The sequence below is a fragment of the Pseudomonas sp. MWU13-2517 genome, assembly GCF_023242545.1.
In the GTDB taxonomy this organism is placed as follows: domain Bacteria; phylum Pseudomonadota; class Gammaproteobacteria; order Pseudomonadales; family Pseudomonadaceae; genus Aquipseudomonas.
Genome location: NZ_JALMFA010000003.1, coordinates 333095 through 347497, shown reverse-complemented (window position 1 = coordinate 347497; position 14403 = coordinate 333095). Strand labels below are relative to the sequence as shown.

Sequence of the window (14403 nt, the reverse complement as noted above, 5' to 3'; positions counted from 1 at the left end):
AATATCGCATACCGATACGAAAGGTTCATTTTGTCGATTTTATGTAGCGATATACGATTTTTACCAATCGAAATGGCACAGAGCTTGCGATTTCATCGGCAGCCGCTCGCGGTACTGACTTTCCGTTTTCCTTCTGGAGTAACCCGATGAACAGTCTTTCGCCCTTGTTTCGCCGCCTTGCCTTCGGCCTCTGCGCCACGCTCTGCGTCAGCAGCGTGCACGCAGAAAGTGCGTCCTCATACAAAGTCGGTGCAACGGCCAGTGGTTCGCCGTTTACCTTCCTCGACATCAAGAGCAACAGCATCCAGGGCGTGATGGTCGATGTGGCCGAGGCGGTGGGCAAGGCCGGCGGCTTTACCAGCCAGATCGAGCAGACCAACTTCGCTGCGCTGATTCCCTCCCTCACTTCCGGCAAGCTCGACTTCATTTCCGCCGGCATGCTCAAGACCGAAGAACGCACCAAGGTCGTCGACTTCAGCGCCCCGGTGTATGCCTACGGTGAGGGCCTGATCATCAATGCCGATGACAATGCCGCCTACCCCGACCTCACGCCCCTCAAGGGCCAGGTCGTCGGCGTGCAGGCCGGTACGATCTTCTACGACCAGTTGAACAAGCTGGGGATCTTCAAGGAGATCCGCACCTACGACTCCATCGGCGAGATGGTCCGCGACCTGTCGCTGGGGCGCATCAAGGCCGCCGTGGGTGACCAGCCGGTGGTGGCCTACCAGATCCGCCAGAAGTTGTTCAAAGGCGTGAAACTTGCCCCTGACTACACGCCCACCAACGTCGGCCAAGTGTGCCTGGTGGTGCGCAAGGGCGATGCGCAAACCCTTGAGCGCCTGAACACCGCCATCGCCAGCATCAAGGCGGATGGCATCCTCGACAGCATTCTCAAGAAGTGGGGACTCGATACCCAGGTGCGCCCATGAACCCGGCCGAGTTCCTGCAAAACGCCCAGGACTTCCTGCCGATCCTGCTGCAAGGCGCCTGGGTGACGATCCAGATCACCGTGTTGTCGTTCCTGCTCAGCAGCGCCATCGGCCTGGTGCTGGCGTTGCTCAAGCTGTCGCCGATCCGCGCGCTGTCGTGGACGGCGAGTACGATCATCAATGTGATCCGTGGCCTGCCGATCATCGTGCAACTGTTCTACATCTACTTTGTACTGCCGGACATGGGCGTGCACCTCACCGCGTTTTATGCCGGCGTGATCGGCATGGGCATCGCCTACTCGGCGTACCAGGCCGAGAATTTCCGCACCGGCATCATTGCCGTCGAACAAGGCCAGCGTGAAGCCGCCGAAGCCCTCGGCATGCGTTCGGCGCTGATGATGCGCCGGGTGATCCTGCCGCAAGCGTTTCGCATCGCCCTGCCGCCCTATGGCAACACCCTGGTAATGATGCTCAAGGACTCGTCCCTGGTCTCCACCATCACCGTCGCCGAAATGACCCGCCAGGGCCAGCTGATTGCTTCGTCGACCTTCCAGAACATGACCGTCTACACCCTGGTCGCCCTGCTCTACCTGCTGATGAGCCTGCCGCTGGTGTATGGCCTGCGCCGTATGGAACAGCACCTGGGCCGGAGGAAAAAAGCATGATCGAGATTCGCCAACTGCAAAAACACTACGGCAGCCATCGCGTGCTGCACGGCGTCGACCTCGACGTGATGAAGGGCGAGGTGGTGTGCCTGATTGGCCCCTCGGGCTCGGGCAAGTCCACCCTGTTGCGCTGCATCAATGCGCTGGAAGCCTACGACGGCGGGCGCATCACTGTATTCGGCGAAACCGTGCAACGCGGCAGCAAGACCGTGCATACCCTGCGCAGCCGCATGGGCATGGTGTTCCAGCGCTTCAACCTGTTCCCCCATCGCACCGTGCTGGAAAACGTAATGGAAGGCCCGGTGTACGTCAAAGGCGAATCGCCCAGGCAGGCCCGCGAAGAAGCCCTGGTGCTGCTGGAAAAAGTCGGCCTGAGCGCCAAGGCCGACGCTTACCCGGAACAACTCTCCGGCGGCCAGCAACAACGCGTGGCCATCGCCCGTGCCCTGGCGATGAAACCCGAAGCCATGCTGTTCGACGAGCCCACCTCGGCCCTAGACCCGGAACTGGTCGGTGACGTATTGGCGGTGATGCGCACCCTCGCCGACGAAGGCATGACCATGATCGTGGTCACCCACGAGATGGGCTTTGCACGCGAAGTGGCCGACCGCGTGTGCTTCCTGCATGGCGGCTACATCGTCGAAAGCGGCGCGGCCGAACAGGTGCTGGGCAATCCACAACATCCACGCACTCAGGACTTCCTGCGGCGGGTGCTGCACCCCACCGGCGCTACGCGGAGCCTGTCATGAAGTCATTGTGGTCAGCGACCGCGCCGTCGACAGTGCCGACACCTGCGTTGAGCGAATCGCTGAAGGTGGATGTGGCGATTGTCGGCGCCGGCTATACAGGCTTGTCGACCGCGCTGCATTTGGCCGAGCGTGGTATCAGTGTGTGCGTGCTGGAAGCCAATGAGCCCGGCTGGGGTGCCTCTGGGCGCAATGGTGGGCAGGTCAATCCGACGCTCAAGTACGACCCGGAGCAACTGGTGCAGATGTTCGGACCGGAGCGCGCCGAACCACTGATTTCGACCGTATCGAATTCAGCGGATCTGGTGTTCAGGTTGATCGAACGGCATCGCATCGATTGCGCGCCTGTGCGCAAGGGGTGGATGCAGGTCTCCTACACGGAAAAAGGCGTGGCCGGGCTACACGCGCGGGCGGATCAGTGGGCCAGGCGTGGCGTTCCGGTACAGCGCCTGGATGCATCGGCGGTGGCTTCACGCATGGGCAGTGACGCATTTGCCGGCGGCTGGCTGGATGGTCGCGCCGGGGCCATTCAACCGCTGGCTTACGCCCGTGGATTGGTGGGCGCGGCGTTGGCGGCGGGTGCGCGGATTCATGGGCAGAGCGCGGTGACCGGCTTGCAGCGCCAGGGAGCGGCCTGGCAATTGCAGACGGCTTCGGGTGCGCGGGTAATGGCCGATCAAGTCGTGCTGGCCACCAACGGCTACAGCGGCAACCTGTGGCCGGGCATGGCACAGAGCATCCTCGCGGCAAACAGTTTTATCGTCGCCACCAAGCCTTTGAGTGGACGCGCGGCGGACAGCATCTTGCCGGGCCAGGAAACCGCCTCCACCGCGCAAAGGCTGCTGCTGTACTTTCGCAAAGACAGTCATGGGCGCTTGCTGATGGGCGGCCGCGGGCTGTTCAACGACCCCACGTCGCCCACCGATTTCGCCCACCTGGAGCGTTCGCTGGCGTTGCTGTTTCCGCAGTTGGGGCCACTGGAATTCGAGTATCGCTGGGCCGGGCGTATCGCGATCACGCGCGACTTCCTGCCCCATGTGCACCAGCCCGCACCGGGGCTGACCTTGGCGCTGGGCTGCAATGGCCGTGGGATCGCGCTGTGTACCAGCCTGGGGCAGCAACTGGCGGGCAAGTTGTGTGACAGCCAGGCGGAGTTCGCCTACCCGGTGACACCGTTGCAGCGCTTGCCGATGCATGGGCTGCAACGGTTTTACATTGGGGCGGGTGTTGCGTGGTACAGCCTGCTGGACCGACTCAACATCAGCTGACATGCGCCCCCTGTGGCGAGCTTGATCCCTCGCCACAGGGGTCGCATTTAGCCATGACTTCCGGGAATTTTCCCACAAGGGTTTCAGGTTGTCGCTCGGAACTTCGCTGGCTAACCTCTGCGCCGTCGCTGCCAATTCGGCGACCGGATTTGACCGTCCGGCCTTGTTAACAAACTGCTACGCCCTGCACCTATCCCAGGCGTTTTTTTTGTGCCTGAGGTATCGTGTCGCGGCAGTTGTGCGCGGGATACCCTCGGGTATGCCGGGTTCGTTGACAACCGGTCGGTCAACCCGCGTACAGCTGCCACCCTCTTCGTTTGACCGCGAACGCTGGCGGCTCCACTTGTCGACGGAGCTCCACCATGATTAAAGACACACCAAATCCCCCAGCTCAACTATTCACCGTACGCACCAACCTGGGCACGGAAACCCTGCTGGTCAACGCCTCCCAGGATCTGTCCTGCATCACCGACATCGCCACTCACCTGGCCTTTGAAATCGAAGGGGCGCAACGCAATGTGGCACTGGGCATCTGCCGGATGCTCGAAGGCGTACAACTGCTGGTGGACAAGGCGCTGGACGAAACTCACCCGCCAGCCTGACATAGACGGCGCGAGGCGCCTGAGCTATCTTCGGGCGCCCTCTCGACAGACTCGGAACAGGAAGTACCGCTTGAGCACATCGCCCCTACTGCGAGGCCGCACCTTCGCCCTACTCGCCGGCATTGCCTTTGTTGCCGTGGACCAGTTGGTAAAACTACTGGCCCTGGTTTCGCTGCAAACCCAGAGTTTCAAAATCGGCTCCACCCCGTTCAACCTTGCCTTGGAACTGAGCCTGAACCCAGGCGCATTCCTCAGCTTGGGCGCTGCGCTGCCACCACAGCTCAAGCAACTGATCTTTATCGCCGGCGTGGCCATCGTAGTGGCCTGGGCGATGTGGTGGTCGCTGTCCAATTGGAGCCAGCCCTTGCGTAAAGTCTTGCCGCTTTACGCCATCGCCCTGGGCGGTATCGCCAACTTGATCGACCGTGTATTTCGAGACGGCCATGTCGTTGACTACATGGTATTGAACGTTGGGCCGACGCATACCGGGGTGTTCAATATTGCGGATATCGCGATTACCGCCGGGGCCGTGTATTTGATGATGGACTTGTTCGTCACACGCAGGGCCTGAGAGTCGAGGCCGTTTCCACGCCTGGGAACGGCCTTAAAACACCGACCACCCAATCCGCTCACTCAACAACTCCAACGCCTTCATCCCCGCCAGCGAATTCCCCGCCGCGTTCAACTCCGGCGACCACACGCACACCGTAAACTGCCCGGGCACCACCGCGACAATCCCTCCGCCTACCCCGCTCTTGCCTGGCAGCCCCACGCGATAGGCGAAGTTGCCCGCTTCGTCATACAGCCCGCTGGTGGCCATGATCGAGTTGACCTGCTTGGTCTGGCGTGCGGTCAGCACCTGTTCACCGCTGTGAGCGCTGGTGCCTTCGTTGGCGAGGAAGCTGAATGCCTTGGCCAGGTCGAGGCAGCTCATCTGCAACGCGCAATAGTTGAAGTAGCTGTGCAGCACTGCGTCCACGTCGTTGTGGAAGTTGCCGAAGGATTTCATCAGATAGGCCATGGCCGCATTGCGTGCGCCATGCTGGGCTTCGGATTCGGCGACGACGCTGTTGACCAGGATCTGCGGGTTGCCCGACAGGCGCCGTACGAAGTCACGCATCGATAGAATCGGCACGGCAAAGCGCGATTGGTTGATGTCGCAGATCACCAGCGCGCCGGCATTAATGAACGGGTTGCGCGGGCGGCCGCGTTCGAATTCCAGCTGCACCAGGGAGTTGAACGGTTGCCCGGAAGGCTCATGGCCCAGGCGCTCCCAGATGGTTTCGCCGCCATGGTCGATGGCTTGCACCAGGCTGAAGACCTTGGAAATACTCTGCACCGAGAACAGGGTGTCGGCATCACCGGCGCAGTACGCCGAGCCGTCGTTGCCGTATACCGCGATGCCGAGTTGGTTGGCGGGCACATCGGCCAACGCTGGGATGTAGTCGGCGACTTTGCCGAGCCCGATCAGTGGACGAACTTCGTCTAGGATCGATTCCAGCAGCGCCTGCATGTCTTGTCCTGTCATCTTTCTTTGAATCGGTGATAGCGGGGCGCGGAGGATACCTGAAATGCCTGTGGCGAGGGAGCTTCCCCCCACACCACAGGCAAGCGGGCACGTCGTCAGAAATGCGCCACATCCGACACCTCTTCATCCAGCACATCCCGCGCCAGCGCCCAGGCCCGGTCCGTGGACTCCACCACCAGCAACGGATAACCCCACGCCTTGCCGAATGTCGCGGTAAACGGTTTGAGTGCCAGGCGCTTGGCCGCGCAGGGTTCCACCTGGATCATGCCTTTGACGAACGCCTGCAGCGCCGGTTTGTTTTTCTTCATCCAGATGGACGCGTGCTTGCGCTCTTCGTGGGAGTGCTCGTAGTTGTTCTCGTCCACCGCTTTGTCGTGCAGCAGCACGAAGGGTTGCCGGCGGGCCAGCAGGCCCTCGAAGATCAGGAAGGCATCCTCCGGCCCGCTGTCGTTGGGGGCATCGAAGACGATTTTGACGATGGGGAACGTTGAACTGTCGAGTCGCATGGCATGGCTCCTTTATGACTCTTCTTAATGAGAGTGACTCTCACTATAAGGGGCCAGGCACTGGACGGCATTGCACAGAATAGCCAAACTGTTTCGCAATCCAGCCAACGTGCGATGCCTGCCATGAATCACCACCGCCTTGACATGCACGACCCCGCAATGGCCAGGGACGCCGACCTGCTCCCCCGCGCCGTGGTGGGCGTGGGCGCCAGCAGCACGTCGACCAACTGGGAACATCAGCAGCACTCGCACCGCAAAGGCCAGTTGATGTACACCTTGCGCGGGGTCATCCACTGCGAGACCCAGGCCGGTATCTGGATCGTGCCGCCGCAGTGCGCACTGTGGATTCCCGGCGGCATCTCCCATGCGGCACGCGGGTCCGGGGAGGCGCAGGTCTATTGCTTGCTGATCGACCCCGACGCGGCCCGGGCCTTGCCTGCGCAGTGCTGCACCCTGGCGGTGTCGCGGCTGTTGCACGAGCTGATCAGCAAGGCGGTGGGTTTCCCGCCGCTGTACGACGTCGACGGTGCCGAGGGACGCCTGATCAATACGTTGCTCGATGAGCTGACCGAAGCCCCCATCGAAGCCCTGCACCTGCCCATGCCACAGGACCCGAGGCTGCGCCGCCTGGCCGACAGCCTGCTGGCTGACCCCGCCGACAAAGCCAGCCTCGGCCAATGGGCCGTGCGCATCGGCATGAGCGAACGCAGCATGACGCGATTGCTGCTGGAGGAACTGGGCTTGAGTTTCGGCCGCTGGCGTCGGCAACTGCATGTCATTCTGTCTCTGCAACGCCTGGCCAAGGGCGACAGTGTGCAAAGGGTGGCGCTGGACCTGGGTTACGAAAACGCCAGCGGCTTTATCACAATGTTCCGCAAGGCGGTGGGCCAGCCACCGGCACGCTACCTGGCCGACCGCACGGGCGCCGCCGACAATGCCGACCAGGCGAGCATTGCGATGACTGACGCGCCGGCCTGACGCCCCTAAAAATGCAAATTACTGATATACCCATCAAACAGTAATTCTATTTTTTAATGATTAGGTTAGAACCAATCGGCATTTTACAAGGCTCGCCGCCGGCCCTACTTTTGACCCGGATAACCGACCCCTTGCCTGGAGGAGGTGCTTAACCCCAACCCCAAAAGGAATGACCATGAGTATCGAATTCATCGGCTATATCGGCGGCCATCACGCCTCCGAGATCCACCCACGCAGCGGCCCGGTGCTGCAACCGGAGTATGTGGAAACCGTGGCCCGCGCCCACGAGGAGGCCGGTTTCGACCGCGCCCTGGTGGCCTTCCATTCCAACAGCCCGGACAGCACGCTGATTGCCTCCCATGCCGCCAGCGTCACTCAGAAGTTGCAGTTCCTGATCGCCCATCGCCCAGGCTTTGCCCAACCCACACTGGCTGCTCGCCAATTCGCCACGCTGGATGTATTCAACGGCGGACGCACCGCCGTGCATATCATCACCGGCGGCGACGACCGTGAACTGCGTGCCGACGGCAGCTATATAGGCAAGGACGAACGCTACGCGCGTACCGACGAATACCTGAGTGTGGTGCGCCAGGAATGGACCAGCGAAAAACCCTTTGATTTCGCCGGCACCTACTATCAGGTAGAAGGCGCGCACTCCTCAGTGAAGTCGCCGCAGCAGCCGCATATTCCGTTGTATTTTGGCGGTTCCTCGGCGGCGGCGATCGCGGTGGCGGGCAAACATGCCGACGTGTATGCGCTGTGGGGTGAAACCTACGAGCAGGTACGCGAAACCGTGACCCGGGTGCGTGCGGAAGCGGCCAGGCACGGGCGTACGATTCGCTTCAGTCTGTCGCTGCGGCCGATCCTCGCCGAGACCGAAGAGGCCGCCTGGGCTCGTGCCGAAACCATCCTGCAACAGGCCACGGCGCTGGCCGAACAGAATGGCTTTGTGCGCCGCGAACCGCCGAACGAAGGCTCCCGCCGGTTACTGGCAGCGGCGGCACAAGGGGCGCGACTGGACAAGCGCCTGTGGACCGGGATCGCCGGGTTACTGGGCGCGCAGGGCAATTCGACGTCATTGGTGGGCACACCTGAACAGGTCGCCGAGGCCTTGCTGGACTACTACGATTTAGGCATCACCACGTTCCTGATCCGTGGGTTTGACCCACTCAATGATGCCATTGACTACGGCAAGCGCTTGATCCCCCTTACCCGCCAGCTGATCGCGCAACGAACTCAGCAAGTCGCGTAAGACACCCAACCCGGGCGGGAGGGCCTCGCCCTTCCCGCCCGCTGATATTCAGTGCGTTCAGAATCAGTTCTTGTAGTCGCTGTCGGTACGTTCCAACTGCCGGATCAGCGCATTCCAATGCCGTGCCACGCCCGGGCCGTCACCGGCCTTGAACACTTCGGCCTGCTTCTCAACCTTGGCCACCACCTCTGCCGGCGGGAAGATCAGCTCCACATTCCCCGCCGCCTGCGCCGCGATCTGGATATTGCAGGCGCGTTCCAACCCATGCAGTTGCTGGAACGCATGCTCAACACTCACGCCTGCCGTCAACAGCCCATGATTACGCAAGATCATCACACTTTTGTCGCCCAGGTCCGCCACCAGCCGCTCCCGCTCATCCAGGTCCAGCGCCACGCCTTCATACCCGTGGTACGCCACGCGCCCGGAGAAACCAATGGAATGCTGGGAGATCGGCAGTAAGCCGTCCTTCTGCGCCGACACCGCAATGCCGTCGCGGGTGTGGGTGTGCAGTACCGCTTGCAGGTCGTGGCGCGCACCGTGAATGGCGCTGTGAATCACATAACCTGCGTAGTTGATGCCCAGGCCGGTCGGGTCATCGACGATGGTGCCGTCGAGGTCGACCTTCACCAAGTTGGACGCACTGATTTCATCGAACAGCAAACCGAAGGCGTTGATCAGGAAATGTTCGTCTGGCCCCGGCACGCGGGCGGAGAAATGGGTGTAGATGTGGTCGGTCCACTTGTACAGCGCCGCCAGTCGATAGGCCGCGGCCAACTTGACGCGTACCTCCCACTCTTCTGGAGTCACGCGTTGGCGAACCGTGTTGGACACGCTGGCGATAGAGGTAACACTGCTCATGGAAAAACTTCCTGGATGGCCTTAAGGACTTCCAGGCAGCCTAGGGGATGCCGAAAAATAATAAAAAGCACATTTTAATCTAAGCTAATTATTATTTTTTTTCATATCAAGCAGCCTCTCGAATCTTCTGCAACGAAGCCGCCACCCACTTGCCGAACGCATCCACCGGCCCCTGCAGGTTACCGAGGAAGTGCGGATAGATCAGCCACAAGTCCATCACCGGCTTGAAGTCCTTGAGTGGCATCACCGCCAGTTGCTCGCGGTGGGCGCTGCGCTCCAACAGCGGTCGCGGTACCAGGCCAAGGCCCAGACCATCCGCTACCAGGCCCAATTGCAGCTCGGTGCCGAAGGTTTCCAGGTTGACCCGCAACGCCAGGCCCTGGTCGGACAACGTGCGCTGCAGACCGGCGCGGAAACCGCAGCCATCGGGGTTGAGAATCCAACCGCTCTGGTACACGTCCGACAGCTTGCTCGGTTTTTTCGGCAGTTGGGCCTTGGCACACACCACCACCAATTCCATCTTGCCGATGGACTCGCCGATGATGTTATCGGGGAAGATCTTGCCCGCCGGAAACAGCGCCGCCGCCGCATCCAGTTCGCCACGTTCGATCTTGCCGACCAATTGACTGCCCCAACCGGTGGCGACCTGGGCACGCAGATCGGGGTATTCGCTGCGCAGTTGCTTGAGCGCGTCCAACAACACCACGTCGCCAATGGTCTGCGGCACGCCCAGGCGCAATACACCGGTGGGCGGTGCGTCGGTGGCCACCAGCTCGCGCAAGGCATCCATCTCGCGCAGGATCAGCCGGCATTGTTCATAAACCCGGGTGCCAATCAGCGTAGGCTTGAGGGGCTTGGTGTTGCGGTCGAACAACTCCACGCCCAGCGCCTGCTCAAAGTTCTGCACACGGCGGGTGATGGCCGGCTGGGTCAGTTGCAACGACTCGGCGGCATGGCTGATGGACTGGCAACGAATCACTTCGACAAAGGCATCGATATCGTCAATTTTCATTTGGGCCGCACATAGAGAAGCGTCATTAAGATGTGTGGGAAGCATAGTTGCAGGCGCGCTGCCTGGATAGTCCAGGCTGTGATCAATAACGTCTAACGCTATGCAGACCGGTTCTAAATTACGTTCAGGTATAAGCTAATCATTAAAAAATAGCATATTAAGAATAAACATTATGCTTAGATAAACCTGCCTTGCGGCTCCTATCAAAAATACCCGATGGAATTGTCATGACCCAGGCCAAGCACCCCGAAAGACTCAGAGCCTTCATAGGCGCCCTGGCGGAACTGATCGACGGTCATCCTCGCGAAGGCGACTTGCTGCACCGTGGCGGCAAGCTGCTGGCGCAATTGGTCAGCCATGACGATTGGCTCCCCGACGAATTCGCCCAGCCCGACCCCGAGCGTTATCAGCAGTTTTTGTTGCATGCCGACTCACGCCAGCGCTTCAGCATCGTCAGCTTTGTATGGGGGCCGGGGCAACGTACACCGATTCATGACCACCGGGTGTGGGGGCTGATCGGTATGTTGCGCGGTTCTGAATTTTCCCAGGGGTTTGAGCGCGCGCCCGACGGCAGCCTGGTGGCCGAAGGCAAGCCGGTGCAACTGGTGCCGGGCCAGGTCGAAGCGGTGTCGCCCAAGGTCGGCGATATTCATCAAGTCAGTAACGCCCACAGCGACCAGGTGTCGATCAGCATTCATGTGTACGGCGCCAACATCGGTGCCGTGCGCCGCGCGGTATACCAGCCTGACGGCAGCGAGAAGCTGTTTATCTCCGGTTACTCCAATGCCTTCCTCCCGAACATCTGGGATTTGTCCAAAGAAAAGAGTCCTGCCCTATGAGCACCGTATCGACCGCAAGCTTCGCCCAGATCCGCCAGGCCCTGCTGGACCATGAAGAAGTCGCCCTGATCGACGTGCGCGAAGAAGCGCCGTTTGCCGAAGCCCACCCGTTGTTCGCCGCGAATATCCCGTTGTCCAAACTGGAGCTGGAGGTGTACGCGCGTATTCCACGGCGCGACACCCCGGTCACCGTCTACGACAACGGCGAAGGCCTGGCTGCCCGCGCCGCCGAGCGCCTGGTCGCGCTGGGCTACACCCGGGTCAGCCTGCTCGACGGCGGCCTCGACGGTTGGCGCCGTGCCGGTGGCGAGCTGTTTATCGATGTGAACGTGCCGAGCAAAGCCTTCGGCGAGCTGGTGGAAAGCCAGCGCCACACGCCGTCCCTGGCCGCCGAAGACGTGCAGGCCCTGCTCGACAGCCAGGCCGATGTGGTGGTGCTCGACGCCCGCCGCTTCGATGAATACCAGACCATGAGCATCCCCACCGGTATCAGCGTGCCCGGCGCCGAGCTGGTGCTGCGTGTCCGTGAATTGGCCCCCGATCCCGCCACCCGCATCATCGTCAACTGTGCCGGGCGCACCCGCAGCATCATCGGCACCCAGTCACTGATCAATGCCGGCGTGGCCAACCCCGTGTCAGCCCTGCGCAATGGCACCATCGGCTGGACCTTGGCCGGGCAGAAGCTTGCCCATGGCCAGTCGCGCCGCTTTGCACCGACCTCGGAAGCACATCGCCACGCAGCGGCCCAGGATGCGCGTCGCGTTGCCGACAAAGCCCGCGTCGGCCGTGCCGGCAAGGCTGACCTGCAGCATTGGCAGCAGGAGCGCACGCGCACCACCTACCTGTTCGATGTGCGTACCCCGGAGGAATTTGAAGTCGGCCATTTGCCGGGCGCGCGCTCTACGCCAGGCGGCCAATTGGTGCAGGAAACCGACCATGTCGCCAGCGTACGCGGGGCTCGGCTGGTGCTGGTGGATGACGATGGGGTGCGCGCCAACATGTCTGCATCCTGGCTCGCTCAACTGGGCTGGGAAGTGCATGTACTGGATGATGCGCAACCTGCAGATTTCAGCGAAAAAGGCGCTTGGGTCGCGCCGGTCCCGGCACCGCCGCAGGCCGAGTTGATCAGCCCCCACACCCTCGCCGACTGGCTGGACCACGGCGACACGGTGGTGCTGGATTTCACCGCCAGCGCCAACTACGTCAAACGCCATATACCCGGTGCATGGTGGGCCCTGCGCGCGCAATTGCCCCAGGCCCTGGCCAAGGTACCGAGTGCCCAACGCTACGTATTGACCTGCGGCAGCAGCCAATTGGCGCGCCTGGCCGTCGCCGAAGTCGAAGCCATCACCGGCAAGCAGGTGTTCCTGTTGCAGGGCGGCACGGCGGGCTGGATCAATGCACAACTGCCGCTGGAAGACGGTGAAACCCGCCTGGCCTCACCGCGCATCGACCGCTACCGCCGACCGTATGAAGGCACCGACAACCCCAGGGAAGCCATGCAGGCGTACCTGGATTGGGAATTCGGCCTGGTGGCGCAGTTGGCTCGCGACGGTACCCATGGGTTCTATGTGATCTGACCCCGATATCACCGAGCTTTTGCAATCACCTCCGTCATGTATTGGTTCAAATCGCGAAAATCCTTCACGCCCCAAGCGAACGGCGCAATCTTTACGCCGTTCTCTCGCAATGTCCTGGGAATCAGGTCGCCATTGGGGCGAAGGATGACCGATGACACGATCACGCCTGGGTAATCACTGAGGCGTTTTTTGAACGCGGCGGTGGTGAGATCGGGCGCGGGCGGGCTGCTTTTGTGGGCCAATGGTCCCGTGCCCTTGATATCGGCTCCATGGCACATGGCGCATCTCTGGAAATAGAGCTGCTTGCCGTTGGCATTCTCCGCAAAGGAGAGTGATGTGTGCACCAGCGCCAAAACGCCCAGCGAAGCGATGAATATCCTGTTCAAGCTTGTCGATGTCCTTGTCGTTGAAGTCCCTGCGGGCCTCGGATTCTCCTTTGCGGCACCTTCGCGTGCAAGGTTTGCCCTCAACCTGCCCACCCTCAATAAATGCATTTATTGAATATTTAAAAACACAATAATCATTTTTTTTAATAATTAACTTATAACCAAAAAGAACTTCACAGCAGGTTTTTATGGGAATAACGTTAAGTCATCACCGACCCCTTCTCCAGGCGGAGGTAGCCAACCCTTATTCTGATTTGCCTGGAGCCTGCATCCCATGGTCCTGACCATTGCCTTCAAACGCCTGCTGCTGGGTGCCGCCTTGACGCTTGGCCTGGCTGGCACCGCTCACGCCGCCGACCTGCAACCGCTGCGCGTCGCCAACCAGAAATCCACGATCAAGGCACTGCTGGAAGCCTCCGGCGAAACGCGCAATGTGCCCTACGCCATCCAATGGTCGGAGTTCCCCTCCGCCTCGCCTTTGGGTGAAGCGCTGAATGCCGGTGCGGTCGATGTCGGCGCCCTCGGCGATGCGCCGTATGTGTTCGCCCTGGGTGCCGGCGCGTCGCTCAAGGTGGTCAGCATCATCCACGCCGAAGGACGTAACACCACCGCCCTGCTGGTACCCAAGGATTCGCCGATCAAGACGGTGGCCGACCTCAAGGGCAAGAAGATCGTCACCGGGCGTGGTTCCATCGGCCATTACCTGGCAATCAAGGCCCTGGCCGGTGCCGGCCTGAGCACCCAGGACGTGCAGTTCATTTTCCTGCTGCCCAGTGAGTCGCGCCTGGTGCTGGATAACGGTACGGTCGATGCCTGGGCCACCTGGGACCCCTACACCACGGTGGTCACCTCCCAAAGCCAGGCACGTGTGCTGGTCAGTGGCAATCAGCTGCTGAGCAACCACCTCTACTTCGCGGCCACCAGCCAGGCCATCGCCGACAAACGCGTGCAACTGGATGACTTTGTCGCTCGCGTCGACCGTGCCTATGCCTGGGCCAACGCGCACCCCAATGAATATGCCGCCGCCCAGGCCAGGATCACCGGCCTGCCGTTGGCCGTGCATGTGGAAGTGGCCAAAGACACGCACCTGAGCCCGGTCGCCATCGACGACTCGGTGGTCAGTGGCCTGCAAGCCACAGCCGACACCTATCAAAAAGAAGGCCTGCTACCCAAACGCATCGACGTGTCCCAGGGTTTCGACAGAAGTTTCAACGCCACGCGTTTCCCCTCATCCCAAGCATCGCGATAAGCCAG

16 protein-coding genes are annotated in these 14403 nt (G+C 61.3%); 11 read left to right on the top strand and 5 right to left on the bottom strand.

What is annotated here, in order from left to right; genetic code table 11:
* The first annotated feature begins 146 nt into the window (after positions 1-146).
* The 6 genes from M5B97_RS06665 to M5B97_RS06640 all read left to right on the top strand — a co-directional run bounded on the left by M5B97_RS06665 (position 147) and on the right by M5B97_RS06640 (position 4781).
* Positions 147-929: an ABC transporter substrate-binding protein gene (locus M5B97_RS06665; RefSeq protein ID WP_248731055.1), complete on the top strand. Its 783-nt coding sequence runs from the start codon at positions 147-149 to the stop codon at positions 927-929.
* Positions 926-1594 (top strand): amino acid ABC transporter permease, encoded by a 669-nt coding sequence (locus M5B97_RS06660; protein WP_034106261.1) that lies wholly within the window; start codon positions 926-928, stop codon positions 1592-1594. The genes M5B97_RS06665 and M5B97_RS06660 overlap by 4 nt, the downstream gene beginning before the upstream one ends.
* The gene (locus M5B97_RS06655) at positions 1591-2343 is read left to right on the top strand and encodes an amino acid ABC transporter ATP-binding protein (RefSeq protein WP_248731054.1); all 753 of its coding nucleotides are present in this window, start codon (positions 1591-1593) and stop codon (positions 2341-2343) included. Before M5B97_RS06660 ends, M5B97_RS06655 begins: the two co-directional genes overlap by 4 nt.
* Positions 2340-3608 (top strand): FAD-binding oxidoreductase, encoded by a 1269-nt coding sequence (locus tag M5B97_RS06650; protein ID WP_248731053.1) that lies wholly within the window; start codon positions 2340-2342, stop codon positions 3606-3608. The genes M5B97_RS06655 and M5B97_RS06650 overlap by 4 nt, the downstream gene beginning before the upstream one ends.
* 362 nt (positions 3609-3970) lie before the next feature.
* Complete coding sequence (locus tag M5B97_RS06645) at positions 3971-4210, top strand: DUF6124 family protein (RefSeq protein WP_248731052.1); 240 nt, start codon at positions 3971-3973, stop codon at positions 4208-4210.
* A 70-nt stretch (positions 4211-4280) separates the two neighbouring features.
* On the top strand, positions 4281-4781 hold the full coding sequence (locus M5B97_RS06640) for a signal peptidase II (RefSeq protein ID WP_248731051.1): 501 nt from the start codon (positions 4281-4283) through the stop codon (positions 4779-4781).
* A 33-nt stretch (positions 4782-4814) separates the two neighbouring features.
* Here M5B97_RS06640 and glsB read toward each other — a convergent pair whose 3' ends face one another.
* Together glsB and M5B97_RS06630 are read right to left on the bottom strand one after the other, a co-directional pair.
* Positions 4815-5723 (bottom strand): glutaminase B, encoded by a 909-nt coding sequence (gene glsB, locus M5B97_RS06635; RefSeq protein WP_123718095.1) that lies wholly within the window; start codon positions 5721-5723, stop codon positions 4815-4817.
* A 110-nt stretch (positions 5724-5833) separates the two neighbouring features.
* Positions 5834-6244, bottom strand: a complete 411-nt coding sequence (locus tag M5B97_RS06630) for a hypothetical protein (RefSeq protein WP_248731050.1) — start codon at positions 6242-6244, stop codon at positions 5834-5836.
* 123 nt (positions 6245-6367) lie between these two features.
* On the opposite strand from M5B97_RS06630, the gene M5B97_RS06625 reads away from it, so the two are divergent.
* On the top strand, positions 6368-7222 hold the full coding sequence (locus M5B97_RS06625; RefSeq protein WP_248731049.1) for a helix-turn-helix transcriptional regulator: 855 nt from the start codon (positions 6368-6370) through the stop codon (positions 7220-7222).
* Positions 7223-7397: 175 nt separating this feature from the next.
* Positions 7398-8474 carry an LLM class flavin-dependent oxidoreductase gene (locus M5B97_RS06620; protein ID WP_134660904.1) on the top strand — a complete coding sequence of 359 codons (1077 nt, stop codon included), beginning with the start codon at positions 7398-7400 and terminating at the stop codon, positions 8472-8474.
* Positions 8475-8537: 63 nt separating this feature from the next.
* Here M5B97_RS06620 and M5B97_RS06615 read toward each other — a convergent pair whose 3' ends face one another.
* Together M5B97_RS06615 and M5B97_RS06610 are read right to left on the bottom strand one after the other, a co-directional pair.
* Positions 8538-9332: a class II aldolase/adducin family protein gene (locus M5B97_RS06615; protein WP_123718092.1), complete on the bottom strand. Its 795-nt coding sequence runs from the start codon at positions 9330-9332 to the stop codon at positions 8538-8540.
* A 106-nt stretch (positions 9333-9438) separates the two neighbouring features.
* Positions 9439-10344, bottom strand: coding sequence for a LysR family transcriptional regulator (locus M5B97_RS06610; RefSeq protein WP_123718091.1), 906 nt, complete (start codon positions 10342-10344; stop codon positions 9439-9441).
* A gap of 227 nt (positions 10345-10571) precedes the next feature.
* Between M5B97_RS06610 and M5B97_RS06605 the strand changes: the two genes are divergently transcribed.
* Both M5B97_RS06605 and M5B97_RS06600 read left to right on the top strand, forming a co-directional pair.
* On the top strand, positions 10572-11183 hold the full coding sequence (locus tag M5B97_RS06605; RefSeq protein WP_248731048.1) for a cysteine dioxygenase: 612 nt from the start codon (positions 10572-10574) through the stop codon (positions 11181-11183).
* Entirely contained in the window at positions 11180-12763 is a 1584-nt protein-coding gene (locus M5B97_RS06600; protein ID WP_248731047.1) for a rhodanese-related sulfurtransferase, read from the top strand. Before M5B97_RS06605 ends, M5B97_RS06600 begins: the two co-directional genes overlap by 4 nt.
* 8 nt (positions 12764-12771) lie before the next feature.
* Here the strand turns inward: M5B97_RS06600 and M5B97_RS06595 are convergent, their stop codons facing one another.
* On the bottom strand, positions 12772-13149 hold the full coding sequence (locus M5B97_RS06595; protein WP_248731046.1) for a cytochrome c: 378 nt from the start codon (positions 13147-13149) through the stop codon (positions 12772-12774).
* A gap of 274 nt (positions 13150-13423) precedes the next feature.
* Here M5B97_RS06595 and M5B97_RS06590 point away from each other — a divergent pair, with 274 nt between their 5' ends.
* On the top strand, positions 13424-14398 hold the full coding sequence (locus M5B97_RS06590) for an ABC transporter substrate-binding protein (RefSeq protein WP_248731045.1): 975 nt from the start codon (positions 13424-13426) through the stop codon (positions 14396-14398).
* The last annotated feature ends 5 nt before the right edge of the window (positions 14399-14403 follow it).

Bases quoted from the DNA above. Each gene is read 5' to 3' on its own strand.
- M5B97_RS06665 (WP_248731055.1), top strand. From the start codon at position 147: ATGAACAGTCTTTCGCCCTTGTTTCGCCGCCTTGCCTTCGGCCTCTGC.
- M5B97_RS06660 (WP_034106261.1), top strand. From the start codon at position 926: ATGAACCCGGCCGAGTTCCTGCAAAACGCCCAGGACTTCCTGCCGATC.
- M5B97_RS06655 (WP_248731054.1), top strand. From the start codon at position 1,591: ATGATCGAGATTCGCCAACTGCAAAAACACTACGGCAGCCATCGCGTG.
- M5B97_RS06650 (WP_248731053.1), top strand. From the start codon at position 2,340: ATGAAGTCATTGTGGTCAGCGACCGCGCCGTCGACAGTGCCGACACCT.
- M5B97_RS06645 (WP_248731052.1), top strand. From the start codon at position 3,971: ATGATTAAAGACACACCAAATCCCCCAGCTCAACTATTCACCGTACGC.
- glsB (WP_123718095.1), bottom strand. From the start codon at position 5,723: ATGCAGGCGCTGCTGGAATCGATCCTAGACGAAGTTCGTCCACTGATC.
- M5B97_RS06630 (WP_248731050.1), bottom strand. From the start codon at position 6,244: ATGCGACTCGACAGTTCAACGTTCCCCATCGTCAAAATCGTCTTCGAT.
- M5B97_RS06625 (WP_248731049.1), top strand. From the start codon at position 6,368: ATGAATCACCACCGCCTTGACATGCACGACCCCGCAATGGCCAGGGAC.
- M5B97_RS06620 (WP_134660904.1), top strand. From the start codon at position 7,398: ATGAGTATCGAATTCATCGGCTATATCGGCGGCCATCACGCCTCCGAG.
- M5B97_RS06615 (WP_123718092.1), bottom strand. From the start codon at position 9,332: ATGAGCAGTGTTACCTCTATCGCCAGCGTGTCCAACACGGTTCGCCAA.
- M5B97_RS06610 (WP_123718091.1), bottom strand. From the start codon at position 10,344: ATGAAAATTGACGATATCGATGCCTTTGTCGAAGTGATTCGTTGCCAG.
- M5B97_RS06605 (WP_248731048.1), top strand. From the start codon at position 10,572: ATGACCCAGGCCAAGCACCCCGAAAGACTCAGAGCCTTCATAGGCGCC.
- M5B97_RS06600 (WP_248731047.1), top strand. From the start codon at position 11,180: ATGAGCACCGTATCGACCGCAAGCTTCGCCCAGATCCGCCAGGCCCTG.
- M5B97_RS06590 (WP_248731045.1), top strand. From the start codon at position 13,424: ATGGTCCTGACCATTGCCTTCAAACGCCTGCTGCTGGGTGCCGCCTTG.